This is a genomic window from Flavobacterium ginsenosidimutans, from assembly GCF_003254625.1.
GTDB classification, from domain to species: Bacteria; Bacteroidota; Bacteroidia; order Flavobacteriales; family Flavobacteriaceae; genus Flavobacterium; species Flavobacterium ginsenosidimutans.
The window spans coordinates 124,387-151,152 of sequence record NZ_QJRJ01000081.1 but is presented as its reverse complement, the minus strand read 5'-3'; the positions used below and the strand labels follow the sequence as shown (position 1 = coordinate 151,152).

General features: G+C 34.2%; 19 protein-coding genes. 2 read left to right on the top strand and 17 right to left on the bottom strand.

What is annotated here, in order from left to right; genetic code table 11:
• Positions 1-170: 170 nt before the first annotated feature.
• The 7 genes from DM444_RS18930 to DM444_RS18900 form a co-directional block, all read right to left on the bottom strand.
• Complete coding sequence (locus tag DM444_RS18930; RefSeq protein ID WP_111289522.1) at positions 171-1,397, bottom strand: glycoside hydrolase family 88/105 protein; 1,227 nt, start codon at positions 1,395-1,397, stop codon at positions 171-173.
• A 21-nt stretch (positions 1,398-1,418) separates the two neighbouring features.
• Positions 1,419-2,642 carry a glycoside hydrolase family 88/105 protein gene (locus DM444_RS18925; RefSeq protein WP_111289519.1) on the bottom strand — a complete coding sequence of 408 codons (1,224 nt, stop codon included), beginning with the start codon at positions 2,640-2,642 and terminating at the stop codon, positions 1,419-1,421.
• Between the two features lie 12 nt (positions 2,643-2,654).
• Positions 2,655-3,620 (bottom strand): DUF4861 family protein, encoded by a 966-nt coding sequence (locus DM444_RS18920; RefSeq protein WP_111289516.1) that lies wholly within the window; start codon positions 3,618-3,620, stop codon positions 2,655-2,657.
• A 12-nt stretch (positions 3,621-3,632) separates the two neighbouring features.
• Positions 3,633-4,568 (bottom strand): alpha/beta hydrolase, encoded by a 936-nt coding sequence (locus DM444_RS18915; RefSeq protein WP_111289512.1) that lies wholly within the window; start codon positions 4,566-4,568, stop codon positions 3,633-3,635.
• A 99-nt stretch (positions 4,569-4,667) separates the two neighbouring features.
• The gene (locus DM444_RS18910) at positions 4,668-6,341 is read right to left on the bottom strand and encodes a RagB/SusD family nutrient uptake outer membrane protein (protein WP_111290128.1); all 1,674 of its coding nucleotides are present in this window, start codon (positions 6,339-6,341) and stop codon (positions 4,668-4,670) included.
• Positions 6,342-6,354: 13 nt separating this feature from the next.
• Complete coding sequence (locus tag DM444_RS18905; protein WP_111289510.1) at positions 6,355-9,483, bottom strand: SusC/RagA family TonB-linked outer membrane protein; 3,129 nt, start codon at positions 9,481-9,483, stop codon at positions 6,355-6,357.
• A 30-nt stretch (positions 9,484-9,513) separates the two neighbouring features.
• Complete coding sequence (locus DM444_RS18900; protein ID WP_111289508.1) at positions 9,514-10,953, bottom strand: glycoside hydrolase family 28 protein; 1,440 nt, start codon at positions 10,951-10,953, stop codon at positions 9,514-9,516.
• Between the two features lie 289 nt (positions 10,954-11,242).
• Here DM444_RS18900 and DM444_RS18895 point away from each other — a divergent pair, with 289 nt between their 5' ends.
• Positions 11,243-12,271 carry a LacI family DNA-binding transcriptional regulator gene (locus tag DM444_RS18895; protein ID WP_111289506.1) on the top strand — a complete coding sequence of 343 codons (1,029 nt, stop codon included), beginning with the start codon at positions 11,243-11,245 and terminating at the stop codon, positions 12,269-12,271.
• Positions 12,272-12,578: 307 nt separating this feature from the next.
• Here the strand turns inward: DM444_RS18895 and DM444_RS18890 are convergent, their stop codons facing one another.
• The 8 genes from DM444_RS18890 to DM444_RS18855 form a co-directional block, all read right to left on the bottom strand.
• Entirely contained in the window at positions 12,579-14,201 is a 1,623-nt protein-coding gene (locus DM444_RS18890) for a UxaA family hydrolase (RefSeq protein ID WP_111289504.1), read from the bottom strand.
• A gap of 250 nt (positions 14,202-14,451) precedes the next feature.
• A complete protein-coding gene (locus DM444_RS18885; RefSeq protein ID WP_111290126.1) occupies positions 14,452-15,900 on the bottom strand; it encodes a tagaturonate reductase in 1,449 nt (482 codons plus the stop codon).
• A gap of 221 nt (positions 15,901-16,121) precedes the next feature.
• Complete coding sequence (locus DM444_RS18880) at positions 16,122-16,790, bottom strand: bifunctional 4-hydroxy-2-oxoglutarate aldolase/2-dehydro-3-deoxy-phosphogluconate aldolase (protein ID WP_111289502.1); 669 nt, start codon at positions 16,788-16,790, stop codon at positions 16,122-16,124.
• A gap of 12 nt (positions 16,791-16,802) precedes the next feature.
• Positions 16,803-17,825 carry a sugar kinase gene (locus tag DM444_RS18875; protein ID WP_111289500.1) on the bottom strand — a complete coding sequence of 341 codons (1,023 nt, stop codon included), beginning with the start codon at positions 17,823-17,825 and terminating at the stop codon, positions 16,803-16,805.
• A 171-nt stretch (positions 17,826-17,996) separates the two neighbouring features.
• Positions 17,997-19,397, bottom strand: a complete 1,401-nt coding sequence (uxaC, locus tag DM444_RS18870; protein WP_111289498.1) for a glucuronate isomerase — start codon at positions 19,395-19,397, stop codon at positions 17,997-17,999.
• Between the two features lie 24 nt (positions 19,398-19,421).
• On the bottom strand, positions 19,422-20,213 hold the full coding sequence (locus DM444_RS18865) for a gluconate 5-dehydrogenase (protein WP_111289496.1): 792 nt from the start codon (positions 20,211-20,213) through the stop codon (positions 19,422-19,424).
• A 1-nt stretch (position 20,214) separates the two neighbouring features.
• A complete protein-coding gene (gene kduI / locus DM444_RS18860) occupies positions 20,215-21,054 on the bottom strand; it encodes a 5-dehydro-4-deoxy-D-glucuronate isomerase (protein ID WP_111289494.1) in 840 nt (279 codons plus the stop codon).
• A 98-nt stretch (positions 21,055-21,152) separates the two neighbouring features.
• Positions 21,153-22,619: an MFS transporter gene (locus tag DM444_RS18855; protein ID WP_111289492.1), complete on the bottom strand. Its 1,467-nt coding sequence runs from the start codon at positions 22,617-22,619 to the stop codon at positions 21,153-21,155.
• 407 nt (positions 22,620-23,026) lie between these two features.
• Between DM444_RS18855 and DM444_RS18850 the strand changes: the two genes are divergently transcribed.
• A complete protein-coding gene (locus tag DM444_RS18850) occupies positions 23,027-23,965 on the top strand; it encodes an alpha/beta hydrolase (protein WP_111289490.1) in 939 nt (312 codons plus the stop codon).
• An 81-nt stretch (positions 23,966-24,046) separates the two neighbouring features.
• Here the strand turns inward: DM444_RS18850 and DM444_RS18845 are convergent, their stop codons facing one another.
• Together DM444_RS18845 and DM444_RS18840 are read right to left on the bottom strand one after the other, a co-directional pair.
• A complete protein-coding gene (locus DM444_RS18845) occupies positions 24,047-25,459 on the bottom strand; it encodes a PepSY-associated TM helix domain-containing protein (protein WP_111289488.1) in 1,413 nt (470 codons plus the stop codon).
• Positions 25,460-25,532: 73 nt separating this feature from the next.
• Positions 25,533-26,765, bottom strand: a complete 1,233-nt coding sequence (locus DM444_RS18840) for a DUF4374 domain-containing protein (protein ID WP_111289486.1) — start codon at positions 26,763-26,765, stop codon at positions 25,533-25,535.
• Position 26,766 lies beyond the last annotated feature (1 nt).

The following is a 26,766-nucleotide window of genomic DNA, read 5'->3' as shown; positions in this document are numbered from 1 at the left end:
AAAGATTGTATTCGCTTTATGGAGTTACTTGCGAAGATTTCTCCTTCGTCGAAATGACAAACTCAACGCAAAAACTAAATTGGTTTTAGACCAGACAGGTTTTAAAAACCTATCAGATATATATTTAATCAAACTGTACAATTAATAATTAACAATTCACAATTAATCAATTATCTGTTTAGCTCAATCGCTGCCAAAATAAAAGGCCCAGTTGCTTTAGGATCGTTGTCTTTTTTTCTTTCGTTTACATAATATTCATAAGATCCGTCACGATAAGGATTTCCTCCTAAACCAGCAACTTGACAGCAGTTTGTTAAAGTGATTCCACCATCTTCATCTACTTTTTTGATTAAAATTGTAGATAATCCGTCAAAAGCTTTATTGGCCGCTTTTTTAAATTTAGACGGTAAATATCCTTTGTTTGCACCTTTTGCAAAAGCATAAGAAAACATAGCAGATCCAGAAGCTTCTAAATAATTTCCTTTTTCACCGCCTTTATCGGTAACCTGATACCACAAACCTGATGATTTATCTTGAAATTTAAGTATCGCTTCTGAAGCATTGTTTAAATATTGAATCAACTCTTTTCTCTTTGGATGATCTTTTGGCATATAATCTAAAACATCTACTAAAGCCATAACATACCAACCCAAAGATCTTGACCAGAAGTTTGGTGAATTTCCTGTTTCTTTATTTGCCCAAGGCATTTGTTTGCTTTCGTCCCAACCGTGATATAATAATCCCGTTTTTGGATCGGTAGCTTTAAGCTGAATCAATTCGAACTGTTTTGCGATGTCGTCGAAGCTTTTCCCGTTTTCAAATTTAGCAGTGTATTCGGCGTAGAATGGCTCTCCCATATACAAGCCATCTAGCCACATTTGGTTTGGATAAATTTGTTTGTGCCAAAATCCACCGCTTTGAGTTCTTGGCTGTTCTGAAAGCTGTTTACGAATCAATTGCATCGCTTTTAAATACTTATCTTCTTTTGAATATGCATAAACATCAAAAAGTAAACGTCCTGGCAGCACCAAATCGATATTGAATTTATCGAATTCGTACGTATTAATACTTCCATCAGCTTGAACTAATTGATCTACATATCCTTTCACGTAAGCTTTGTATCTCGGATCTGGATTTTTCTTGTACAATTCTTCTATTGAATGCAAAACTAAAGCATGAACATAATCCCACTTTGGCTTTTTAGCATCGTCAAGCATATACGATTCTGGATGGCGTTTCATCAATGTCAAAGCCATTTTATCAGACCATTTCAGATTTTTCCCGATTACGATATCATTTTTTGCAGGCTCTTGAGAAGTTACTTTACAACTTGTAATGGTCATAACGCAAATCATCAAAACCGACATAAAATAACTATGCTTTCTATTATTTTTCATTTCAAAATATATTAAATTCTACTATTTTTCTAATTCAATTGCAGCCAATAAAAATGCTCCAAGACCTATTGCGCCATTCTCTTTTGTTTTGGAAGACAGATAATAATTGTTTGTGCCGTCTCGGAAAGGTTTTCCTCCTAAACCAACATTAGATGAAACATTCAAAATATTGATTTCTCCTTTTTTATCAACTTTCACAAACTCTTTTACAAAACTTTCAAATGATTTTTTAGCTGTTGTTTTATAGCTTGAAGACAAATACCCTTTATTGGCTCCTTTTGCAAAAGCATAAATAATCATTCCAGAAGCCGATGGTTCAACGTAATTTGCATACAATTCAGGCTTATCTGCTACTTGATACCATAATCCAGATTCGCTTTTGTATTGATTTACACTCTTTGAAATCTGCTCTAAATAGCTTACCAAAACTTTATACTTAGGATGAGATTTTGGAAAATAATCTAAAGTTTCAACCAAAGCAACCATATACCATCCTATACCGCGTCCCCAAATTGTTGGCGAAGTTCCCGTTTGTTTATCTGCCCAAGCAATCTCTTTACTTTCATCCCAAGCTTGGTAAACCAAACCTGTTTTTTTATCTACAAAATGATTCTGAACTATTTCAAATTGTTTAGCAATATCATCTAAGCTTTTTCCTTTTTCGTACTTAACCGTAAATTGCGTATAGAAAGGTTCTGCCATATACAAACCATCAATCCACATTTGGTTTGGGTAGATTTGTTTGTGCCAAAAACCTCCGCTTGGTGTTCTCGGCTGACTTTCTAATTGATTTCTCAGCTTTCCAATGATCTGTAAATAGCGCGAATCTTTCGTTTCATCATACAGATTAAAGAGCAATTTTCCTGGATTTAAATAATCGATATTGTATTCTTTAATATCGTATTTTTTAATATTTCCAGTGCTGTCAATCATTCCATCAACATAATCTTTGATATATTTCTGGTATTTTTTATCGTTTGTTTTTTGATATAATTTTTCAAAACCAGACAATACAAAACCCATTTTATAATCCCATTTTGGTCTGTCATTTCCGTCCAGTTGCCAAGCATTTGGATATTCATTTAAAATGGAAAGCGCTGTACGCTCCGACCATTTTAAATCGTATGAAATAACAGTATTTTCAGAATCAGCTTGATTTTGAGCATTGATTTTACTTCCAAAAAACAACAGTAAAATCAATGTCGCTTTTAAAAAATTGAACTTCGCAGAAAGAGATTTACGCATAAAGATTACGTTTTACATTTTACCTTTTTTATTTAGCACTTCTAATTGTTTATCTAAATATTTAGCAAATTCTTCTTTTGTTTTAATTCCGTTAACTTCTTGTTCCCAAGCTCCTAAAAGATAAAAAGTAACTGCTTTTGTGGTTGGCTTAAAAACTAAAAGATAATCTAAATCCGTATCTGCTATATTTTCGATACTACTAATTTCATAAAAAATTGCCATACCTAACTTATCAGGAACCAAAGATTGTTCTCCGTAAGTTGCCAAATAAGCCCATTTTTTATTTTTACTTTCTTTTTTAAGCAATTCAGCCGTTTTTGTCTTTACAATTCCAGTACAAATTCCTTGTATTGCTTGCGAAGCTTTAATTGTATGTTTTGTATAAAGCTGATCTGGCTTAATAGTCAATTCTGAAATAAAATCAATTTTATCTGAAGCAGTTTTCCATCCATAATAATTCACTTTTACCACAGATTCATTCGATTTATTAGCAACTGTGGCAATAGTTGAATCTACTTCACGGAAGTGTAATTTTTCATTATTTAAATAACGATCGATAGAACCAATTCCGATTCCTTTTCCTGCTTTTAGAATATCTGCGCCCCAATCGCTCATATTGTGATACGAATCGAAACCATCTTGTCCAACTATTGGCAGAATATTTTCTGATGTCTTTTTTCCGAAGATATCAATAGCATTTCTCCAATCTAAATACAAACGATAGCCAATTCTGTTATTTTCCCATCCTGGCCCTTCATAACGAATATCAAAAGAGTGATCTGTATGTTCTGGAGCCAGTTTTAATCGGTCCACATTTTTAAAAACCGTTCCGCCTTTATACTTTCTTCCTTCCCATTTTCCGTCTGTTTTTGCAGATATTTCGGCATAAGTTTTATTGGTTTTAATATCATACTTCTGCGCATTTACGGCAGTTAAACCCGCGAAAAATAAAATTGCTGTGGTGATTTTTGCTTTCATTTGTATTCTAAATTATTTAAAAATTTTATCTAAAAATCGTACGCTGTACGAGATTGTCTGTTCAAACCAAGGTTCGTAAAACCAAAATGAATGTGGCGAATCTGGAAAAGTCTGCACTTCATTGTAAATTTTATTCTCATTCAAAATCTTGATCATATCGTCTCTTCCTGCATGAAATCTCGGAATACTGCTGCAGATATATAAAACTGGCGGCGTATTTTTATCGGTATGACTTAGCGCCGAAGCATTTTTCCAGTTCTCAGGAATTTCATCTGATTTTCCACCAAGCCAAAATGCTGCCATATCTCCTTCTGATGATTCTGGATGTTTGAATGCTAAAACTCCGTCTACATCAATAATCGCATTTACTTTTGATGAAGATTTACTTTTAAAAGAAGGATCTTCGAAAAGAGAATTATTATTTGTCGTTCCTATTAACGATGCCATTTGTCCCCCAGAAGAACAGCCTAAAACTGCTATTTTATTAGGATCAACATTAAATTTTGTGGCATTGTCTTTAATGAATTTTATAGCATTTTTTACATCTACAACTCCTGTCGGATATTTTGCTTCCAACGACAATCTATATTCAATCGAAAAACACGAATAGCCTTTTGCCGCAATTTCTTTTCCAATAAACTGCATCTGGCTTTTGTTTCCTGATCTCCAACCTCCGCCGTGAATCAATATTACAGCTGGATTTTTTTTCTTTTTGCTGTTAATGAAAGCATCAAAATGCAAAATTCTATCTTGTTCTTGATTGTAAACCAAATCGAAGCTTTCTTTAACTTCTGGGTTTGGCTTAATTTCTGGAATTGTGATGAACGGATATTTCTTAATTAATTTCGTAAAAGTACTTTTGATTGTATACGATGTATCAACCTTATATTGCTGGCTGTGAACCGCAATAACATTCAAAAACACTATTAAAATTAATTTACTTCTCATTTCATTTCTGACTTTTCAGTTAAGAAAGGAGTTCGACCTATAGTCAAACTCCTTTTTAACTACTTCAAAAAACATAGTTCTCAAAAAACTAACAAATTACTAATAACCAGGATTTTGAGGAAAATCTTTATTCTGATTCAAATCTAAAGCTGATTGCGGAATTGGTCTTAAAATTTTAAGTTTACCATCTACACCAACAAAATTTGCTTCTTTTATCTTATAATTATGAGCTGAAGCTCTTGCCACTAAAGTTCCTGTACGTTTTAAGTCGAACCAGCGTTTGTATTCTCCTAATAGTTCGCGTCCTCTTTCGTCTAAGATATAATCGATATTAAATTGAGCTAAAGTTGCATTGGCAACACCTGCTCTTCTTCTTACTTCATTTAAACGATCTAATCCTGTTCCTGGATTTCCTGCTTTTAAATAGGCTTCTGCCGCAACTAGGTAAGTTTCTCCAAGTCTAGAAACAATAATATCTCTTGTACTTACTGGTCCAGTACTTGATGGTGTAGTTGGATCTGGATCATCAAATTTCTTAACCGGAATAGTGTAACAGTCTAAGTTTTTAATTAGCGTATGCGCTGCAGAATATTCTCCCCAAGGATGGTATACAAATGTCGAGGCTAATCTAGAAGCATTAGTTGTCATATAAGCCGTTTTGTCTGCTTCAGTAAACCATTTTGGCTCGTAAAAATGTCTTATTTTTAGAGAAGATGGATTTGAGCTTCTGTAGTACGGATAGTATAAAATAGTTTTTGTAACTCCGTTTGTTGTTTCAGGTCCCTCTAAAATTTCGGTCATGAAAGTAGCATTCCATCTTGCATCACCTTTTTCATATAAACCTAAAGCATAATCTGTCGGACATAAATTGTAACTTCTTAATGGAGCTCCTGTTTCTGCTCCTCCTAAATAAGAACTGAAATAGTAAAACTGATTGTTACCCAATTTTGTTGGATCTGTACTTGTAGAAGCTTTATCGTATTGCACAGAAAAAATCGTTTCTGCATTTAAATCATTTCCAGGTTTAAATAACTGATCGAATGCAATTGCTAAAGTCTGGCCACCAATTGCTGCATCTGCATAAGCTGCTGCTTTAGAGAAATCATCTGCTTTTCCGAAAGTTTCATATCCTCTTGTTAAATACACTTTTGCCAACAAATCGTTTACTGCTCTTTTGTTTACTTTTCCAGTAGTAGCATAAGCCGAAGTTCCAACATTAGCTAAAGCGAAATCTAAATCGGCAATAATTTGTGTATATACTTCTTCGGCAGTATTTCTTGTAAAAAATAAAACTGGAGTGGTAATATTATCCAAAACGATCGGCACACCACCATAAGTCTGCACTAATAAGAAATATGCATTTGCTCTTAAATAACGAGCTTCACCTAAAAGTGTATTTAAATTTGGTGTTTGTTCTGTAATTGTAGAATAATAAACAGTCTTATTTACTGCCTGGATCTGCTGGTAACAAGAATTGTACAAATCTGCAACATTGTCTGAAGAAGGAATTAAAAGCGCGTATTGGCTTAATCCTGCTGGCTCTGGAGTTCTTCCTTCTGCATACATATCGGTTCCAGCTTCAAAAAGCCATGGGTTTCCACCATAAATTCCTTTCAGCCAAGCATAGTTCGTATTTACCAATAACTGGAATCCTGATGCCGTTTTGTATGTTGCGTCTGCTGGTACAAAAGAGCGGCTATCTTCTTCAATATAATCACTGCAAGAACTTACAGCTGCAGCAATTATTCCTATCATTACTAATATTTTTTTCATTTGAATATCTTTATTAAAATTTAACACTTAATCCCAATTGTGTAGTTACTGCCGCTGGACGGTTTACTCCAAATGGAGAAGCTGCCCATTCTGGATCGTAACCATCAAAATCTGTAAACACAAATGGATCTAGAACGTTTACATAAATTCTGAAATTAGAAATTTTTAGTTTTTTCAATAATTCAGAATCTAAAGTATAACCTAAAGATATATTTTTGATTTTCACATAAGAAACATCTCTGTAATACCCAAATAAAGAAGTCCAATATGCACCTGCACCTGTTGCTACTGGTCCTGGTCTTGGGTTTGTATTATTTGCATTAGCCTCGATTCCTGTACCATTTGTTGGAATGAAATAATCCATTGCTATTTTTTGGCGCCCACGGTCACTTACATCGGCAAAGTTTTGGTGGAAAGTACTTAAAACAGTTTGCCCTTGACTTGTTAAGACAGAAAAATTAAAATCAAATTGTCCTACAACTAATTTAGAATACAAACTTCCTTGCCATTCTGGATTTGGATTTCCAATTACCGTTCTATCATCTTGATTAAATTTACCATCTCCGTTTAAATCTTTTGGTCTTGCTTGACCAGGAGCCATTCCGTAAGATGCTGCTTGAGCGGCTTCGCTTTCTTGCCAAACTCCATCATAAACATAATTGTAATTTGGGTTTAATGGCTCACCAAGTATTAATTTGTTTCCAATATCACTTACTTTATCCTGATTGTAAATTGACTCTAATTTATTTACGTTTTTAGTAAAAGTAAAAGTCGTTTCCCAAGTTACTTTCTGAGTTTTAATGTTTTTTGTAGTTAATAAAGCTTCTATACCTTTATTACTAACAGATCCAACATTTGCAAATGTATTTTTCCATCCTGATTCTGATGGCAATTGCTGTTTGTAAATCAAATTGTCTGATAATCTATCATATACGTCTACTGTACCCGTAATTCTATTTTTTAAGAATCCAAAATCAAGACCTAAGTTATACTCTCTTGTTTTTTCCCAAGTCAAATTTGGATTTGCCAAATTCTCTGACTGCCAACCTGGAACAACATTTGAACCTGCGGCATAGAATGTCTGTTGGTTTAAAAGTGCCTGAGATGTATAAGGAGCTACGTTATCATTTCCTGTATAACCAATACTAGCACGCAATTTTAAATCTGAAACTACTGAGCTATTTGCTAAAAACGACTCTTTACTAAGTTTCCATCCTAAAGCCAATGATGGAAAACTTTCCCATTTGTTGCCTTCAGATAAAACAGACGAACCATCCCATCTTGAAGAAGCGGTAACCAAATATTTGTCTTTAAACGCATAGTTTAAACGTACTGCATACGAGTTTAAGGTATTTTTCGCAAAAGCCGATTTTATTACATAACTCGTTTGCGCACCAGAACCCATATTATCTGTCCCTACATCAAAAGGCTGGTTATTAGAATACATATAAGAGTTTTCGTCTGTGTTTGAATACAAACTTTGCAATAATAAAACACTTACATCGTGAACTTCATTGAAAGTATGTTTCAAATCGATTTGATTATCCCAAGTATAATTGAAGTTGTTTACGTTTTCTAAAGTTGCTGAGTTTTTCCCGTTTAAGGTTACCCCTGCATTTGTTTGTGCTGTGTAAGATTTTGAATTTTGAGTATCCATAATTCCTGCAGCAAAAGTTGTTTTAAACGAAAGCCATTTTAGTGGCTGATATTGGAAATACGCATTTCCTACAGTTTGCCATGTTTTTTCTGTTTGAGAAGAATTAGCAATCTCCATTAACGGATTCACTGTCGAAGTTTTGTTAATAGCCCAAGAGCCATCAGGATAAGTCAATTTTCCTGGCAAGAAAAATAAAGTTCCAACTTTCTCATTTCCTTGCGCATCAATTGCCCATGGAGACATAAGTGGACTTAATCTAAAAGCATCCTGCATTGCCAAATCACTTCCTAGTTGGTTATCTAATCTTGCAATTGTAACATTTACTCCTGTAGAAAATTTATCGTTTATTTTATGATTCAATCCTAATTTAAAAGAATATTTATCTGTTGCATCATTTTCTATAAGTCCGCGATCGCTTTGGATTCCGAATCCTAAGTTATAGCTTAAACCAGAATCTGAACGTCCAGAAATATTTAAATAATTATTCTCTGTCATTCCTGATTGAAGTACTGCATCATACCAGTCAAAATTGTAACCGCTGTTTGCACGAGAAACCAATAAAGGACTCTGATTTCCAGCTAAAGTGGCTAATTGTGCAGGAGTTTGCGTAAGAGGCGTTGCACTCATATAAGCAACTTGATGGAATTTCCACCACTCTTCTCCAGTCATCATTTTTGGTAATCTCGTTGCTACTTTATTTCCGTAAGAAGTGTCAAAAGTTACACTGATTCCTGCTTTTGCGCTAGTTCCGCTTTTTGTTGTAACAATGATAACCCCGTTTGATCCTCTAGAACCGTAAATTGCAGCAGAAGAAGCATCTTTTAAAACGTCCATTCTGGCAATATCCTGTGGATTTAAGAAATCGATTCCATCCATTGGCACACCGTCTACAACGTATAAAGGCGAAGAACCAACCACACTTGGGTTATTTGAGTCTGCAATTAAGGAATTGTTTCCTCTAATTACTACTTTAAATCCATCTCCTGCACGTCCTGATGAAGACGAAATCTGAACTCCTGGCGTGCTCCCTTGAATAGCTTCTAACGGATTGATTGTATTTCTTTCTGTGATAGTTGCGGCACTAATTGTACTAACAGATCCTGTTAGGTCTGTCTTTTTTACAGAACCATATCCAACGACAACAACTTCTGTTAATGCGTTTGATTGTTCAGCTAAACTTACATTAATTTTCGTTTTTCCAGCAACACTTACTTCTTGTGTCTGAAATCCTAAATAGCTAATTATTAAGGTCGCTTTACTGTTTGATACATTAATTTTAAAACTTCCTTCAAAATCTGTCGAAGTTCCATTTTTAGTTCCCTTTTCATTAACATTTACCCCTGGCAGCGACATTCCTGTAGCGTCGGTAATCTTCCCTTCAATTGTTGTTGACTGTGCATATATAGAACTGCACAGCAAAAAATTCAGGAAAAAGAAAAATACAAAGTACTTCTCTTTTTTCTTAGATAATTGTTTAATACTCATGTGGTTTAAAGTTTGGTTAATTGATAGTGTTTAGTTGTTAATAGATTCTACTTTTTTCTCATTGATATAGGTATTTATAAAATTTATGTTTTTTACGTTTTTTAATAAATAGACAGAATCTACCTTCTGGATTTTTACATTTTTTAGTGTAATATTTTCTACTGGAGACTCTTTGTATCCTTCTGCCCAAACGCTGTATTTCCCACCGTTTTTTACAGTTACATTCTCTAAGCTTACATTTCTGATTACTGGAATAAAGTTGCCTATCTGAGAACCATAGACATTGTAGAACATATTCAGTTTTAAAACACATTCTTTTACTGTTCCAACTTCAAGATTTCGAACATAAATATCTTCAATGACTCCTCCTCTTTTTGAATTGGTTTTGATACGAATGGCGCGATCCAAATTTGGACTATCCATTACGCAATTTTCGACGAAAACATTATTCACTCCAGCTGAAATTTCACTTCCAATTACAACTCCCCCATGACCATCAATCATTTTACAGTTTTGTACAATGATATTTTTACTCGGAATTGCAACTCTTCTCCCATCTGCATCACGTCCTGCTTTAATTGCAATACAATCATCACCAGTATTGAAAGTGCAGTTTTTAATTAAAATATTTTGAGAATATTCAGGATCACAACCATCATTATTCGGGCCATGACTGTTGACTGTTACGCCATCAATAATCATATTATTGGTTTTTATTGGATGTAAAATCCAAAAAGGAGAATTGATTATTTTGATATCTTTTATTAAAGCAGTATTGCATTCGAAAAATTCAATAAAATTTGGTCTTAAATAACGTCCTTCCCCAAAAACTCTTTCAGAAACTGGAATTCCTTTTTCTGCCATATCAACCAGAACTTCACGATTCGTTGGATCGTTTTGAGACGGAATTCCTTTTTTCCAGCCGTAGTTTTTTCCTCCAGACCAAATCCACCAATTTGTATTGTCGGCCTGACCGTTTAATGTTCCTTTTCCTGTAATGGCAATATTGGTTTTATTCTTCGCATAAATTAATGGTGAATAATTCATCAATTCTGTTCCTTCCCAAGAAGTATGAACAATTGGATAATCGTTCGGATTTAAACTAAAAAGAATCTCAGCATTATCTTCTAAATGCAGATTGACATTGCTTTCTAAATGAATTGCTCCTGTCAAATACTTTCCGTTTGGAACTAAAACTTGTCCGCCGCCATTTGCTGCACATTCTTTTATTGCTTTTTGAAAAGCCAAAGTGTTTAATGTTTTACCGTCAGCAACAGCTCCAAAATCATTTATATTATAAATCTTATTTGAAAAATGAGTTTGCGGAATACTTTTTACAACCAAATCCATTTTTTTCCACGGATTATCAGAAGAAACTGAAGAAGTATGTTTTGCGCACGATATTATTAACAAGCCAAGAAAGGCTAAAAAAAGAATCTTTTTAAATGTTATGGTCTTATTTGTAATCATTTGCACAGTATTTCCATGTTTAATACCGAAAACATTGAAAAATCATGTAATCGATTACACGAAAGTAGAAAAATTGTTCTAAGAGACCAAATTAATTTAGAAAAAAATTATATATTTAATTTTTATTAGAAATTATAATTACATTTAATGCAAAAAATTAGATAATTTATTATCATTGTAGAATCTAAAACGTTTTAGTTTTTAGTTATGGTAATCGATAACAATTTTTATTACATAATGAAAAAAAATGTACTTTTGTCTAAAAATAATCTGAAAAACTTTTTTTTGAATGAGTGAAAAAGTAACTATTTACGATATTGCTGAAAAATTAAACATCACAGCTGCAACAGTTTCCAGAGCGTTAAACAATAATCCTAAAATAAAAGAGGCTACGCGCGAACTTGTTATTAGGACTGCCGCAGAGATGAATTATAAGCAGAATAAACTGGCGTTAGCACTAAAGAGTGGTCGCAGTAATAATATCGGAGTTATTGTTCCGCGTATTGACAGCAACTTTTTCGCCTCAGTCATTAGAGGAATTGAGGAAGAACTTTATCCTCATGGCTATCAGGTTATTATTTGCCAAACTCATGAAAGCATCAAAAGAGAAAATGAAAATCTTCATACTTTAGTTGATGCGCAAGTTGACGGAATTATAATGTCTGTTACTGGTATTTCAAACGAAAACGACAGCGCTTTTAGAAATGTATTAGAAAAAAATGTACCCCTGATATTTTTCGATAGAAGTAAACATATTGACGGTGTAAGTTCTGTAACGATTAATGATTTTAAAGGAGGCTATTTAGCTACCAAACATTTAATTGATGAAGGTTGCAGAAACATTGCACATTTCTCCGGAAATCAATCTTTAGATATTTTTAAAAACAGGTTTTTAGGTTATAAACAAGCGTTATTAGACAGCGGATTAACTTTTAAAGAAGAATATGTTATCCACACAAAAAGTAGCGTAGAAGCTGGTAAAGAAGCTGTAGATATTTTATTGAACTTAGAAACACCTCCAGATGCTATTTTTTCTGCTAGTGATTTTGCTGCTTTAGGTGCTATTCAGGAACTTCAATTTAGAAATATAAGTATTCCAAATGAATTTTGTGTAGCAGGTTTTAGTAACGAGCCTTTTACTAAATTTATGGAGTTATCAATCACATCGGTAGATCAGTCTCCATTAGAAATGGGAAAAATGTCTGCTCGTGTTTTCTTAGAACAGGTTGCCAAAACTGACACTATTAAAATCGAAAAAAAGGTCGTTCTTGCACCAGAATTACATATTCGTAAATCTTCTACAAGAACTAATTTTTAATTTTCCACCATAAAGTTATATAAAAGGCTATCTCAAAAGGATAGCTTTTTTTGTAAGCTCCAGAGGAGCGAAATATTTATAGAAAAAGATAAGCGGTTACAACACAAAGCTCCAGCGGAGCGACATATTTTTCAGCAATCTAGATTTATGTCGCTCCGCTGGAGCTTTATTCTCGATGACAAATTGTTATCTATAAATATTTCGCTTCTCCGAAGCTTTCTCAAAAAAAAAAAAAGAGACGCACTATTGTGCGTCTCTACATATAAACCTTTGTCACTTTGTATCTCTGTACCTTTGTACCTAAAAACTAAAGCGAAACTCCTCTTTTCCAAGGAATAAAATCGTTCTGATTTAAAATAGCAGCTTTTGTTTTAATGTTACCGCTGGCAACATCAATAATAAACTCAAGCATTTCGTCAGCCATTTCATCAATTGATTTTTCTCCAGTGATAATTCCTCCAGTATCGATATCGATAATATCAGACATTTTGTTTGCTAACTGTGTATTTGATGAAATCTTTACAACTGGCGCAATCGGGTTTCCTGTTGGAGTTCCTAAACCTGTTGTAAACAATACCATATTTGCACCAGAACCTACCATTGCAGTTGTACATTCTACGTCGTTTCCTGGCGTACATAACAATGTAAAGCCTGGTTCGTTAATATATTCTCCATAATCAAAAACTCCTGTAATTGGCGATGTTCCACCTTTTTTAGCAGCACCAGCCGATTTCATAGCATCTGTAATTAAACCGTCTTTAATGTTACCTGGAGAAGGATTCATATCAAATCCTGAACCTGCATCAACAACTGTTTTTTCGTACCATTGCATTAAGTCTAAGAAACGTTTTCCGTCCTTATCATCTACACAACGATTTACTAATTCCTGTTCTACTCCACATAATTCAGGAAATTCAGAAAGAATTGTAGTTCCTCCCAAAGCAACTAAATGATCAGATAAAACTCCCAATGTTGGGTTTGCAGAAATTCCAGAGAATCCGTCAGATCCACCGCACTCTAAACCAATTCTTAGTTTAGATAATGGAGCGGGTTGTCTCTTAATTTCGTTTGCTTTTTTTATGGCTTCAAAAGTATCTTTTACAACACTGCTCAACATCGTTTCAATTGTTCCGATAGATTGCTGATCGTAGATTAAAACAGGCTTTTTACTGTTTGGATTAATAGCATCTAAAGCTTCTTTAAAAATCGAAATCTGAAGATTCTGGCATCCTAAACTCAAAACAGTTGCTCCAGCTACGTTTGGATTGTTTACATAACCCGCCAAAAGCTTCGCTAAACTGTGAGAATCCTGACGAATTCCACCGCAACCACCTTGGTGTGTAATGAATTTTACTTCAATATTATTGAATAAATTAGCATCGTTTGAAGCTTCTTGATTTCCTGCTCCACCCGTTTCTGACTTCACTAAAGAACGCAACAATAACTGATAATCGTTCTCTTTCGGCTTCATCAACTCCTTCTCAAAAATATCTTTTAAGATTTCGATGTTTCTGTTTTCACAAAAAACTAATGGAAAAAATAACCATACATTTTCTGTTCCAACCTGTCCATCTTCTCTATGATAGCCCTGCCACGTTCTGTCTTTCCATTTGTCAACATTTGGAGCATTCCAGCCAATAGTTTCAGTTTTACCTGTAACTTTATCACTTTCGTGTTTTACGTTTGCTGTAGAAAGTAAACCGCCTTTTTCAATTTTAGCGCTTGCCTTTCCTACTAAAACACCATACATAATGATTCTGTCCCCTACATTAAAAGGAACCATTGCAATCTTATGTTTCATTTTTACATCAGACTCTACGGTAATTGATTGTCCTTCAAAATCAATCACTTCGCCTGCAGTAAGATCCACCAAAGCAACCGCAACATTGTCGGTTGGGTGAACTTTTATTAATTTTTTCTGCGTTGCCATAATTAACCTTTGTTCTTTGTTCTTTTTGTTTTTCTCTTATTTTCAACCCTTTGAGCAAAATTACTTTCTTCTAAATTTTACTCATGAGCTTAGATTTAAATCTGTGTAAATCTGCTTTGATCTGTATAAATCTGCGTGAAAATCAATGCGCAAAAATAATTTCACGCAGATTTTAAACGATTTTAGCAGATCAAATTAGATTTTTATTCATTGAAACAAACTATTTCTTAGCCCAATCCACAAAATGGATTTATTTTATTCTTTCTTGAAACTTAGCAAAGCCAGCTTCAATTCCGTTTGAATCTATTTCTTCTAAAGCAATTGTAATTGCTCTAGTTAAACCTGGAATTTCCGTTAAATCCTCATCCCAGAAACCTTTATTTTGTAATGTTAAACGAGCGATTTTCTCGTAATCATCAGACTTCCAAAGTCCATTGAAGAATGTTGTAATATCTTCGCTGTCATTCACTGGTAAATCTTGTCCGTTCCAAGTTCCTTTGTAGAAACGAATTAACGCCGCAAAAGCGAAAGTTAAATGGACAGGAAGTTTTCCGTGAACATCAACATAACCAGTTAAACTTGGTAATACACGAACTTTAAATTTCGAAATTGAATTTAAAGCGATCGAAGACAATAAGTGCTTTACGAATGGATTTCTAAAACGGTCTAAAATCTCTTCAGAGAAACTAGCCAATTCTGCTTTATCCATGTTTAAAGTTTCATTGATTTCATCAAATAATGCTTTATTGATAAAATCTCCTGTAAACTGATTATCAACCGTTTCTTTTACAGTTTCGTTTCCGTAAAGCAAAGAAAATGGTACCATTGCTGTATGTGCTCCGTTAAGGATTCTAACTTTACGAGTTCTGTACGGTTGCATATCAGAAATGATTTTTACATCTAAATCTGTTTTATGAAATGGAAGTTTTGCTTTTAATTCATCGTCACCTTCAATAACCCATAAGAAGAAAGTTTCTGCACTAACAATCAAATCATCTTTATACGAAAGCTGTGCATTGTATTCTTCGATTTGATCTTTTGGATAACCTGGAACAATTCTGTCAACCAAAGTATTATGGAAAGAACAATCGTTCAATAACCAAGAAACAAATTCTTGTTCCAATTTCCAATCTACACAATACTTCAAAATAATTTCTTTTAAAGTATCTGAATTATAATTGATTAATTCGCAAGGAATAATCGTTAAAGCTTTATCTGAAGCACCTTTAAAGTGTTTGAATCTTTCATGTAAAAGAACAGTCAATTTCGCTGGGAAAGAAACTGGTGGCTGCATTGTAGGCAAATCTGAAGCGATGTATTCAATTCCGGCTTCAGTTGTGTTTGAAATAATAAAAGCCAATTCTTCTTCTTTAGCTAAAGCCAAATAATCTTGAAAAGAAGCATAAGGATCAATCGCTTTAACAATATTAGTGATCAATTCTTTTTCTTGAATTTCTTCACCTTTTTTAACTCCTTTCATAAACAAAGTATACAATCCGTCTTGCGCATTGATCATGTTTACCAAACCTTTATCGATTGGCTGAACCACTGCAATACCAGCATTAAAATCAGCTTCTTGATTTAATTTTTGGATAGCATATTCAACAAAAGCTCTTAAGAAGTTTCCTTCTCCAAATTGTACGATTTTAATCGGAAGTTTCTCTGTAAGTCCCGCGTTTGATCTGTTTATTTTTTCCATTTTGAATTCTAAGTTAGTTGTGTTATAAATAACCATTTACAAACCCTATTTCTTCATTTCTGCCTTTAAAATTGTAAAAGAAACATCACACCCGATTGAGTAAAATTGAGCTTGCTGTGAGGAATGGCGAGCTAAATTTTTCAAGCGTAATGTTCTATTACAATCTCTAAAAATCTAAAAAAAACTTATTAAAATAAGGGGTTGGCATGATTACTCCTTATTTATTTTCGAATGTTTTTTATAATATCAAGAACCTGTTTCACTTTTGCAGTTAGTCCGTCGAAATCTTTGTTTTCTAATATGTCTTTTGAAATCAATTGTGAACCTAAACCAACACAAGTTGCGCCTGCATTTAGCCATGAACTCAAACTTTCAACCGTTGGATAAACGCCTCCTGTAGGCATTATATTCGTCCAAGGACACGGGCCTTTTATCGCTTTTATGAATTCTGGTCCGTAAATATCAGCTGGAAATAATTTTACAATTTCACAACCTAATTCTTCTGCTCTTGCAATTTCTGTCAAAGTACCGCAGCCTGGAGACCAAAGTACTTTTCTACGATTACAAGCTATAGCTATATCTTCTCTAAAAACTGGTGTTACAATAAAATTTGCTCCTAAACTCATGTACAATGAAGCCGAAGCCGCATCTGTCACAGAACCAACTCCTAGAATCATTCCTGGAAGTTCTGCTAAAGCGTATTTGTTTAAAGCTCCAAAAACTTCATGCGCAAAATCACCTCTACTTGTAAATTCCATTAATCTGGAACCGCCGTCGTAGCACGCTTTTAAAACTTTTTTACTTAGCTCAATATCAGAATGAAAAAACAACGGAACCATACCATTATCTTTCATTGTCTGAGCTACTTCAATTCTTGAATATTTTGCCATTTTTATTTAAAATTATCTTGATACTAATGCAGAACCATCACCATCAATCATATTTTCCACTTCTTTTAAAGTAACCAAGTTGTAATCTCCAGCAATAGTATGTTTTAGACAACACGCCGCAACTGCAAAATCTAATGCTCTTTGATTGTTATTTTGATATTCTAATAAACCATAAATTAATCCCCCCATGAAAGCATCACCGCTTCCTACACGATCAACGACTGGAGTAACTTCTTTAACGGCTGCACTGTAAATTGCTTTTCCGTCGTATAAAATTCCGCCAATTCTCTGGTGAGAAGCGCTAACAGAATAACGAAGCGTAGTTGCTGCAATTTTCAGATTCGGAATCAATTCAAACAATTTATCGTAAACTGCTGGAAGCGATTTTTCATCCTGATAATTCGGATTTACTTTTGGAATTCCAAGCATGAAATACGCTGTATCGATATCTCCCAAAATCACATTACTGTATTTCAGCATTTCTGGCATTACCTCGCTTGGCGTTTTTCCATATTGCCAAAGTTTTGATCTATAATTTAAATCGCATGAAATTTTAATTCCTAATTTATGAGCGACTTTAATAGCTTCTAAACAAGCCTCAGCTGCACTTTCTGAAATTGCTGGTGTAATTCCGCTCCAGTGAAACCATTCAGCTCCAGCTAGCACTTTTTCCCAATCAACCATACCTTTTTGGATTGTTGACATGGCACTGTGCGCACGATCGTAAACTACATTGCTTCCGCGAGTTCCTGCTCCAGTTTCTAAGAAATAAATTCCTAAACGTTCTCCTCCGTAAACAATGTTTTTAGATTCGACATTCATTTTTCGCATTTCTTTTAATGCCGAAAAACCAATTTCGTTTTCAGGTAATCTGGTTACAAATTCAGCGTTTAAACCATAATTCGCTAGCGAAACGCAAACATTGAATTCGCCGCCACCATACGTAGCACCAAATGCTGTAGATTGCGAAAAACGTAAATGTCTCTCTGTCGATAAACGCAGCATGATTTCTCCAAATGCAACTACTCTACTCATATATCTTTATATTTTACCATTAAGGCATTAAGAAAATTAAGCTTTACTTTATGTTCTCTTTGCGATTAAAGGTTAAGTTTATTAAGCCTACTCGCTTAATTATCTTTTTATTATTAAGTAACTATTTAAACCCAAAACTTAATTTTCTTAATGCCTTAATGGTTAAAAAAATTAGAATTTGAAATACTCTTTTGCGTTGTTGTATGAAATGTCGGCAACTAATTTTCCGATCCATTCCATATCGTTTGGAAGTTCTCCACGTTTGATTTCGTCTCCCAAAAGATTACATAGAATACGTCTGAAATATTCGTGTCTTGGGAACGATAAGAAACTTCTTGAATCTGTAAGCATTCCAACAAAACAGCTGATTAAGCCCATGTTTGAAAGCGCGTTCAATTGTTTTGTCATTCCGTCTTTTTGATCTAAAAACCACCATCCAGAACCAAATTGTACTTTTCCGCGAACACTTCCATCGTTGAAGTTTCCAATCATTGTTGCCATAACTTCGTTATCAGCAGGATTTAAGTTGTAAATAATAGTTTTAGTCAATTTATCTTTACTATCTAAAGCATTTAAAAAGCTTGACAGTTTTTGTGCCTGTGGATAATCTCCAATAGAATCCCATCCTGTATCTGGGCCTAAGATTCTGTGCATGCGTGCATTGTTGTTACGCAACGCGCCTAAGTGAAACTGTTGTACCCATCCAAATTCATGATATGTTTCGCATAAGAAAATCAAAACAGCACTTTGGAATTTTAATGCTTCTTCAGGAGACAATTCTCCGTTTTCTCTTTTCTTTTTGAAAATAGCATTGATCTCACTTTCTGTAAAGTTTTCAAAGTAAATCTGATCTAAACCGTGATCACTCAATTTACAGCCGTTTGCATTAAAGAATTCAATTCTTTTTCTTAATGCCGAAAGTAAATCAGCATAAGTGTTAATTGCAAGTCCGGACACATCCCCTAATGTGTCCAGATATGCATTATAACCATCATTAGCAATTAAGATGGCTTTATCAGGTCTGAAAGCAGTACTCATCTTGATTCCAGTCGAATTGTTCGCGAATTTCTGGTGAAATTCTAACGAATCAATTGGGTCTTCTGTCGTACAAACTAATTCAGCATTTACTTTTTTAAGAAGATTCTGCGTGCTGTACGCCTGAGAATTTATTTTCTCAGAAGTTTCGATATAGATTTTCTCTGCAGATTTCTCATTCAATAAATCATAAATATCAAAATAACGAGCCAATTCTAAATGTGTCCAGTGGTACAACGGATTACGCATTGTGTACGGAACTGTTTTTCCCCAGTTTAAGAATTTATCTTTATCTGAACCATTTCCAGTTACAAACTGCTCGTTGATTCCTAATGTACGCATTGCACGCCATTTGTAGTGGTCACCATTAATCCAAACTTGTGTAATATTATCAAAGATTTTATCTTCGGCAATAAACTGCGGATTTAAGTGATTATGATAGTCAATAATGGGCTGATTTTTAGAGTAATTATGGTACAACTCTTCAGCATATTTATTTTCTAATAAAAAATTATCGTGTATGAATTTCTGGCTCATGTCTTTTAAAATATAATTTGAAAATTATTCTTCGTTTGAAGGTTTTCCGATTGTTGCAAGGATTCCGCCGTCAACATACAAAATGTGACCGTTTACGAAATCACTTGCTTTTGATGATAAAAATATCGCTGCTCCAGCTAAATCACTTGGATCTCCCCATTTTGCTGCAGGAGTTCTGCTGATGATGAAATCGTTAAACGGATGCCCATCAACTCTAATTGGTTTTGTCTGTTCTGTAGCAAAATAGCCAGGACCGATTCCGTTAATCTGAACATTGTATTTTGCCCATTCTGTTGCCATGTTTTTAGTCAGCATTTTTAAGCCTCCTTTTGCAGCAGCGTAAGCAGAAACGGTATTTCTACCCAACTCACTCATCATAGAACAAATGTTGATGATTTTTCCTTGTCTTCTTTCGATCATTCCTTTTGCAACATGCTTAGAAACGATAAACGGACTTACTAAATCAATATCAACTACTTCTCTGAAATCTGAAACTTCCATATCCAAAAGCGGAATTCTTTTAATAATTCCAGCATTATTGATCAAGATATCGATTGGTCCAACTTCACTTTCGATTTTCGCAACAGCAGTTTTTACTTCCTGTTCTTCTGTTACATTAAATTTGTAACCAACCGCATTGATGCCTTCACTTTTTAATTCTGCTACAGCATTGTCAATTTTTTCTTGAGAAGAATTTCCGTTAACCACAATTGTAGCGCCAGCCTGACCTAATCCTTTTGCCATTGCCATCCCTAGTCCGTGCGTACTTCCTGTGATCAAGGCAACTTTTCCTTTTATATCAAATAAATTTGTCATCTTATCTCAAATCAGTGATTTTACAAACATCCATATCTCCGTAATCTAAGTTCTCACCTGCCATTCCCCAGATAAAAGTGTAATTGCTAGTTCCAGAACCTGAGTGAATAGACCAAGGCGGAGAAATTACTGCCTGATGATTGTTCATCCAAATATGTCTTGTTTCCTGCGGCTGCCCCATAAAGTGGCAAACTGCCTGATTTTCTGGAATATCCAAATAAAAATAAACCTCCATTCTACGATCGTGAACGTGTGCCGGCATTGTATTCCAAACACTTCCTGGTTTCAATTCTGTCATTCCCATTTGCAATTGGCAAGTGGTCACCACACTTCCTATAATCATTTGGTTTACGGTACGGTGATTTGCCGTTTCCATAGTTCCCAATTGTAATTTATTCGCTTCAGCTAAACTTACTTTTTTAGTTGGATAATTGGTGTGCGCTGGTGCAGAATTCAAATAGAATTTAGCAGGATTGTTTTTGTCGTAACTTTTAAAAACCACCTCTTTATTTCCAGCTCCGATATACAAAGCATCTTTAAAACCTAACTCATAAGTTGTTCCTTCTACCACAACCGAACCGCTTCCTCCAACATTGATGATTCCTAATTCTCTTCTTTCTAAAAAATAAGGAGCTTTAAGAGGGTCAATAGTTTCTAAAGCTAAATCGCCTTTTACAGGAACTGCAGAACCTGCAATGTATCTGTCGTAATGCGAATAAACCAATACAACTTCATCTTCCTGCATTAAGTCATCAATTAAGAACTCTTCTCTCAATTGCTGTGTATCATATTTTTTTACTGCTTCTGGACTTGACGCGTATCTTGAACTATATTTTGTCATAATTTTAAATTAATGTAATCGATTGCACAAAATTATATTTTTATATTTAAATAGCATAATTGAAATCGAAAAATTATTTCAATTATGCTAATTTTTCTTTATAGATCAGTGATTGGAGCATATTTAGGAACTAGTGATTTCATTACAATCCAACCAGTTAAGTAACAAATTGCACAAATTGAAAAGATAATAAAATAACCCGCTTCAATTCCTTTAAATCCCATAAAAACCATTTCTGTTTCTTTAGCATAATCAAACAAAACTCCCGATCCTTTATTAATTAAAGTTGAACCAACTCCACCTGCTAAACCGCCAATTCCTGTAATGGTTGCAATTGCTTTTTTAGGAAACATGTCTCCAACTGTTGTAAAAATATTTGCTGACCAAGATTGGTGCGCTGCTCCTGCAATTCCGATAATAATTACTGGAACCCAGTAACTAATGTAACCTAATGGTTGTGCGATTAAAGCTAATAATGGGAAAAATGCAAAAATTAGCATCGCTCTCATTCTTCCTTCATACGGATTCATTCCTTTTTTCTCTACGAAAAACGTTGGAAGCCATCCACCAATAATTGACAATAATGTAATTAAATAAAGTACAAATAATGGGAATGCAGCTTCTGTAGAATCCATTCCGTAAACAGAACTTAAATACGCTGGAGTCCAAAATAAAAAGAACCACCAAACACCATCTGTCATGAATTTACCAAACGCAAACGCCCACGTTTGTTTGTATTTAAAACAATCTGCCAAAGACACTTTTCCTTTAGCTTCAGGCTTAAAACCTATTTTACTATCTTCAATATCATCTTGCTGAATATAAGCTAATTCTTCTGCACTTACTCTTGAATGTTTTTCTGGTTTATCGTACATAAACATCCAAAATCCCATCCAAACAAATCCTAAAGCACCAATAATAATGAAAGACATTTCCCAACCGAAAGATTTTGCAATAAACGGAATTGTAATTGGTGCAGCTAAAGCTCCAACTGTTGCTCCTGCATTAAAGATACTTGTTGCAAAAGCTCTGTCTTTTTTAGGAAAATATTCTGCTGTAGTTTTAATTGCTGCGGGGAAGTTTCCTGCTTCTCCAACTGCTAAAACGAAACGAGCAAAAATAAATAGCGCCACACTCACATTGATTACCAAAGCTGTATCACTTATTGTACTGATTATTTCTTTTGAACCATGAAACCCTACAAACCATTCTCCTGTAATAATTCCTGAAGTAGCAATTCCACAAAATGCATGAAGGCAAGCTCCTACAGACCAAATTCCGATTGCCCAAAGAAATCCTTTTTTAGTATCCAACCAATCCACAAATCTTCCAGCAAACAGTAAGGAAACTGCATAAAAAATAGAAAACAATGCAGTGATATTTCCGTAGTCATTGTTTGTCCAGTGAAATTCTGGTGCAATAAAATCGCTCCAAGTTAAAGAAAGCACTTGTCTGTCCAGATAATTGATCGTAGTTGCAAAAAATAATAAGGCGCAAATACTCCAACGGTATTTACCGGTAGTTTTAACACTCTGATTTACTGCAACGGTTTCGGTTTGATTCATAGTAAGTTGAGATTATAGTTTTGTAATTTTTGGTAATTGTGAGATAGTTCTATTTACATCTTTCTAAAAATATTAAAATCAACAAATTAACATTCTATGAAAGAAATAATGTAATCGATTGCACAAATATAGTTTTTAATCTGTATAATCCAAATAAATTATATATAAAATTATTTAAAGTGACTAAATAAACATATTAAGCAAAAAAAATAATACAAAATTACACATTAAACAATATATTTGTTAAAAGCCAATAGGCTAAAATTATCCTTTTTATGGGGTAAAATTGTCCTAAACTTGATACTTTTAACGCTTATTTTTACCTATTTTTATTAAACCTTTTTAGTTCTCTCATTTTTAGAACCTAAACAAAACAACTAATTGTAAACCAAATAATTATAATTAAATTGAAAAATACAAAAACACAATCTTTAAGAAAAATTACATTTAGTTTTTTTCTATTTTCGGGAATATTTACCGTTAACGCGCAAAATCAGGTAATTCCGTTGTGGAATAAAATTCCTGATGAAATAAAAGCTCCTGATTATAAAGAAAAACCAGAACTGAAAGATGGAAAAATGCAAAGTACAAGTCAGGTCTCTGTACCTACTTTAAGCATTTTTATTCCGAAAGAAACAAAAAGAAATCAAACTGCTGTTGTGATTTGTCCAGGAGGCGGTTACACACATTTGGCATTTGACAAAGAAGGAACAAAAGTAGCTGAATGGTTCAATAGCTTAGGAATTACAGCTTTTGTATTGAAATACCGCATGCCAACTGATTTAACGATGAAAAATAAAAATGTTGGTCCGTTACAAGATGCTCAGGAAGCCATTCGCTATGTAAGACAAAATGCAGCAAAATGGAATATTGATCCTAATAAAATTGGAATTTTAGGATTTTCAGCTGGAGGACATTTAGCATCTACAGCTTCAACGCATTACGATGACAAAGTTTATGAATCTGCTTTTAAAGTAAGTGCTCGTCCAGACTTTTCGTTGCTGATTTATCCAGTAATTTCAATGGAAAACGAAATCACACATAAAGGTTCTCAAATCAATTTGCTTGGAAACAATCCTTCAAAAGAGTTAATAGATTCATTTTCAAACGAAAAGAAAGTTACCGCACAAACGCCTCCAACTTTCTTAATTCATGCTACAGATGATACTGTAGTTATTCCAGAAAATAGCATCAACTATTATTTAGCATTAAAGAAAAATGGCGTTTCAGCGGAATTACACATCTACGAAAAAGGTGGTCACGGATTTGGTTTAGGCATTAGCGACACTAATAAATTCTGGACCAGAGACTGCGAAGAATGGCTAAAAGCAAACGGTTATAACTAAAATAAAAAAAGGCAAAACTTTTACAAGTTTTGCCTTTTGATCAAAAAAAAAAAAAGGAATGAAAAAACCTTTTCAATATCTTTAAGCAGTAACTTCTTGTTCTGCTGTATTTTTCAATTTAGGGACAGGAATTGCTTTGCTTGCTGTTTTTGGTTGTGCAGCAGGTTTCTTTTTACCAAATTTCTGTTTTCCCCACCAAACAATAAAACCTGTAATGGGTAAGCTCGCCGAAATTAAACTGGCAAAAAATGCAATAAATTTCCCTGTTAATCCAAGAACGCTTCCAACATGAATGTCATAATTCATACGTCGGATTTTATCTGGAATATTGGCCTCAATATACTTTCCCGAAAAAGGCGTTTTAATCGAGATTTCTTTCAAACTCTGCTGATCATAACTATAACGATCCATATTGTAATAGGTATTCTTTTGCTTGTAAACAAAAGCTCCAATTGGGTCTGCAGGTTTTGCGGGAATACTAATTAAAATTCCAGATGCCTGCGGATTTTCTTTTCTTAAATTCAATAAAACTTTATCTGCTGTTGTGATATTGAATTCCTTCACATTAGTTGTGTCAGATTTTGGAGATTCACGGTTTTCAGTCAACGGTTTTCCTCCAGATGTGACCCAATACAATGATTTACTCCACCATCCAAAACTCCATACTAAGCCCGTTACGGAAATAAAAAACAGGAATATACAGCTGTAAAAGCCAAGCACATTATGCATATCATAATTGACACGTTTAAAGCTGGCATCCCATTTAATTTTAAAACTTTTATCAATAATAGATTTAATCCATTTTGTTGGCCACCATAAAACGATACCCGAAATTAATAACACTACAAAAATCAAAACTGCGACTCCAACGATTGGTCTTCCAATATCATAAGGAAGCCATAAGGCGCGATGTCCGTTTAATATCCATCTGAAAAAATCTGGCGAATCACTTCTAGAAACAGATTTTACATTTAATATTTCTCCTGTATACGGATTCATGTAAACACTGATAAAAGTTCCAGATCTTCGGCCTCCTTTAGGTTTTTCTCCCTTTCCTTTTCCTTTGCCTTTTTCAGCAAATTTTCCTTTTCCGTTTCCGTTTTTAGCAAAGTCTTTTTTTCTTTCTCCTCTTTTCTCTCCTCGTTCTCCTTTTTCGCCTTCTTCTTTTTTCTCCACAAAATAACCAACAATTGCAGCTTCATCTTTTGCGCCAAAAGTGACACTTGTAGCTTTTTTGTCTTTCATTTTTTTATCAGCAATTGAGACTAATTGCGAAGGCAGCAAAAATGCTTCTTTCTGAGGTTTTACAAAACGCCAGTCTTCAATAAAATCTTTAATTTCATTTTCAAAAACATAAATACAGCCTGTTAGACTGACAATTACTACAATGATTCCAGATGCCAAACCGAGCCACAAATGCAGCCAGGCCATAATACGCTTAAAAAGCGACTTTTTACTTTTTTTCTTATTATTCGGTTTTGAAGAAGAAAACATAATTGGATAGATAAATAGGATAAATGAAAAAACTGTAAGCCCTCATAAAATAAGGACTTACAGTAAAAAAATATTAGTATTTCAATTTTTGAATTGCAGTAATTTGTCCGCCTTCAACTTTCATACCTTTTGTTGCAACAGCAGTTGTACCGTTGATTGAGTAAATCCAGTTTCCGTCAGGAGTATTGATACCCACAATTGCAGAACTTCCATCTTCTGAAGTAATGTTGTAACGGCTTGTTACAGAAGTTAATGTTTCTGGAGCATTTGTTACCCAAGTAAATGTTTGGTTGTAAACATCAGCAATTGCCATTTTTACAGTTCCGCTATTTTTTCCAACATTTCCGTACATTAACAGTAAGAATTTACCTTTTGAAATATAAGTTGTAGAAGAAATTTTATATCCGCCAGATTTTTCTTGAACGTTAAAGAAGTACGATTGATCAAACTCTGTAGTTCCTTTTTTGATTTTAACAACAGCTGAAGGTTTTGTAGAAGTCATTACAGAATTGCTCGTAGCGATTGCACCTGAGAAACCGTAAGCATCTCCATTTTCATCCTGAAATAATCCGTTTGTGAAATAAGCTCCTAAATAACTTGTTCTGTTATCTTTGATTACTTTTTCTAATTTCAATTCTGGGTAGTTATAAACCGCAACCCAAGTACTATCTGGATTTGCAGTTCCAAAGTTATCTACTCCGTCTCCTTTAATACTCATATAAGGCATATACACTTTTTCTCCCACTTGAGTTGCCCAAGTAAAGAAAGCTCTTTCTCCATTCCCAGCTAATACTTTAGTATCTTGTTGAGCTTCACCCGTAATAAGTGAGTTTACAGCATCAATTTTATACATTGAAGCAATTGAAGCACCGCTTCTTGGAACTTTAACTGTCAAAATATCCGTATTTACAGCCGCGAACACATGTACAGTTTCCGCTTGAAAATCAGATTTCTTAACTAATTTTCCTTCTGAATTTAAATTATAAGTTGTTACAGCTCCTGGATTTCCTTGTCCGTAAAGCAAACTGAAGAAATTATTTTGTGCTGTAATATAGTAACGATACGTTCCGTCTTGCTCCAATCCGTTTCCTGTAGTTGTAATTGTTCCAGTTGAAACATCGTCTGCAGTCAATAAATAATCTGCAATTCCTGCAGCTCCAGTTGTTGCAGTAATAATATATTTCGTTTTCCCAGTATCGGTTCCTCCGCCAGTTTCTCCTCCTGATTTATCAGAATCACTGCTGCAAGAAAAAGCTGTAAAAGCTAAAACAGCTGATAATAAAGCTAATGTGGTACTTTTTTTCATT

What these genes read in the sequence shown, in the direction of transcription:
- DM444_RS18930 (WP_111289522.1), bottom strand. Translation starts at nt 1,397, where the DNA reads ATGAAAAATAATAGAAAGCATAGTTATTTTATGTCGGTTTTGATGATT.
- DM444_RS18925 (WP_111289519.1), bottom strand. Translation starts at nt 2,642, where the DNA reads ATGCGTAAATCTCTTTCTGCGAAGTTCAATTTTTTAAAAGCGACATTG.
- DM444_RS18920 (WP_111289516.1), bottom strand. Translation starts at nt 3,620, where the DNA reads ATGAAAGCAAAAATCACCACAGCAATTTTATTTTTCGCGGGTTTAACT.
- DM444_RS18915 (WP_111289512.1), bottom strand. Translation starts at nt 4,568, where the DNA reads ATGAGAAGTAAATTAATTTTAATAGTGTTTTTGAATGTTATTGCGGTT.
- DM444_RS18910 (WP_111290128.1), bottom strand. Translation starts at nt 6,341, where the DNA reads ATGAAAAAAATATTAGTAATGATAGGAATAATTGCTGCAGCTGTAAGT.
- DM444_RS18905 (WP_111289510.1), bottom strand. Translation starts at nt 9,483, where the DNA reads ATGAGTATTAAACAATTATCTAAGAAAAAAGAGAAGTACTTTGTATTT.
- DM444_RS18900 (WP_111289508.1), bottom strand. Translation starts at nt 10,953, where the DNA reads ATGATTACAAATAAGACCATAACATTTAAAAAGATTCTTTTTTTAGCC.
- DM444_RS18895 (WP_111289506.1), top strand. Translation starts at nt 11,243, where the DNA reads ATGAGTGAAAAAGTAACTATTTACGATATTGCTGAAAAATTAAACATC.
- DM444_RS18890 (WP_111289504.1), bottom strand. Translation starts at nt 14,201, where the DNA reads ATGGCAACGCAGAAAAAATTAATAAAAGTTCACCCAACCGACAATGTT.
- DM444_RS18885 (WP_111290126.1), bottom strand. Translation starts at nt 15,900, where the DNA reads ATGGAAAAAATAAACAGATCAAACGCGGGACTTACAGAGAAACTTCCG.
- DM444_RS18880 (WP_111289502.1), bottom strand. Translation starts at nt 16,790, where the DNA reads ATGGCAAAATATTCAAGAATTGAAGTAGCTCAGACAATGAAAGATAAT.
- DM444_RS18875 (WP_111289500.1), bottom strand. Translation starts at nt 17,825, where the DNA reads ATGAGTAGAGTAGTTGCATTTGGAGAAATCATGCTGCGTTTATCGACA.
- uxaC (WP_111289498.1), bottom strand. Translation starts at nt 19,397, where the DNA reads ATGAGCCAGAAATTCATACACGATAATTTTTTATTAGAAAATAAATAT.
- DM444_RS18865 (WP_111289496.1), bottom strand. Translation starts at nt 20,213, where the DNA reads ATGACAAATTTATTTGATATAAAAGGAAAAGTTGCCTTGATCACAGGA.
- kduI (WP_111289494.1), bottom strand. Translation starts at nt 21,054, where the DNA reads ATGACAAAATATAGTTCAAGATACGCGTCAAGTCCAGAAGCAGTAAAA.
- DM444_RS18855 (WP_111289492.1), bottom strand. Translation starts at nt 22,619, where the DNA reads ATGAATCAAACCGAAACCGTTGCAGTAAATCAGAGTGTTAAAACTACC.
- DM444_RS18845 (WP_111289488.1), bottom strand. Translation starts at nt 25,459, where the DNA reads ATGTTTTCTTCTTCAAAACCGAATAATAAGAAAAAAAGTAAAAAGTCG.
- DM444_RS18840 (WP_111289486.1), bottom strand. Translation starts at nt 26,765, where the DNA reads ATGAAAAAAAGTACCACATTAGCTTTATTATCAGCTGTTTTAGCTTTT.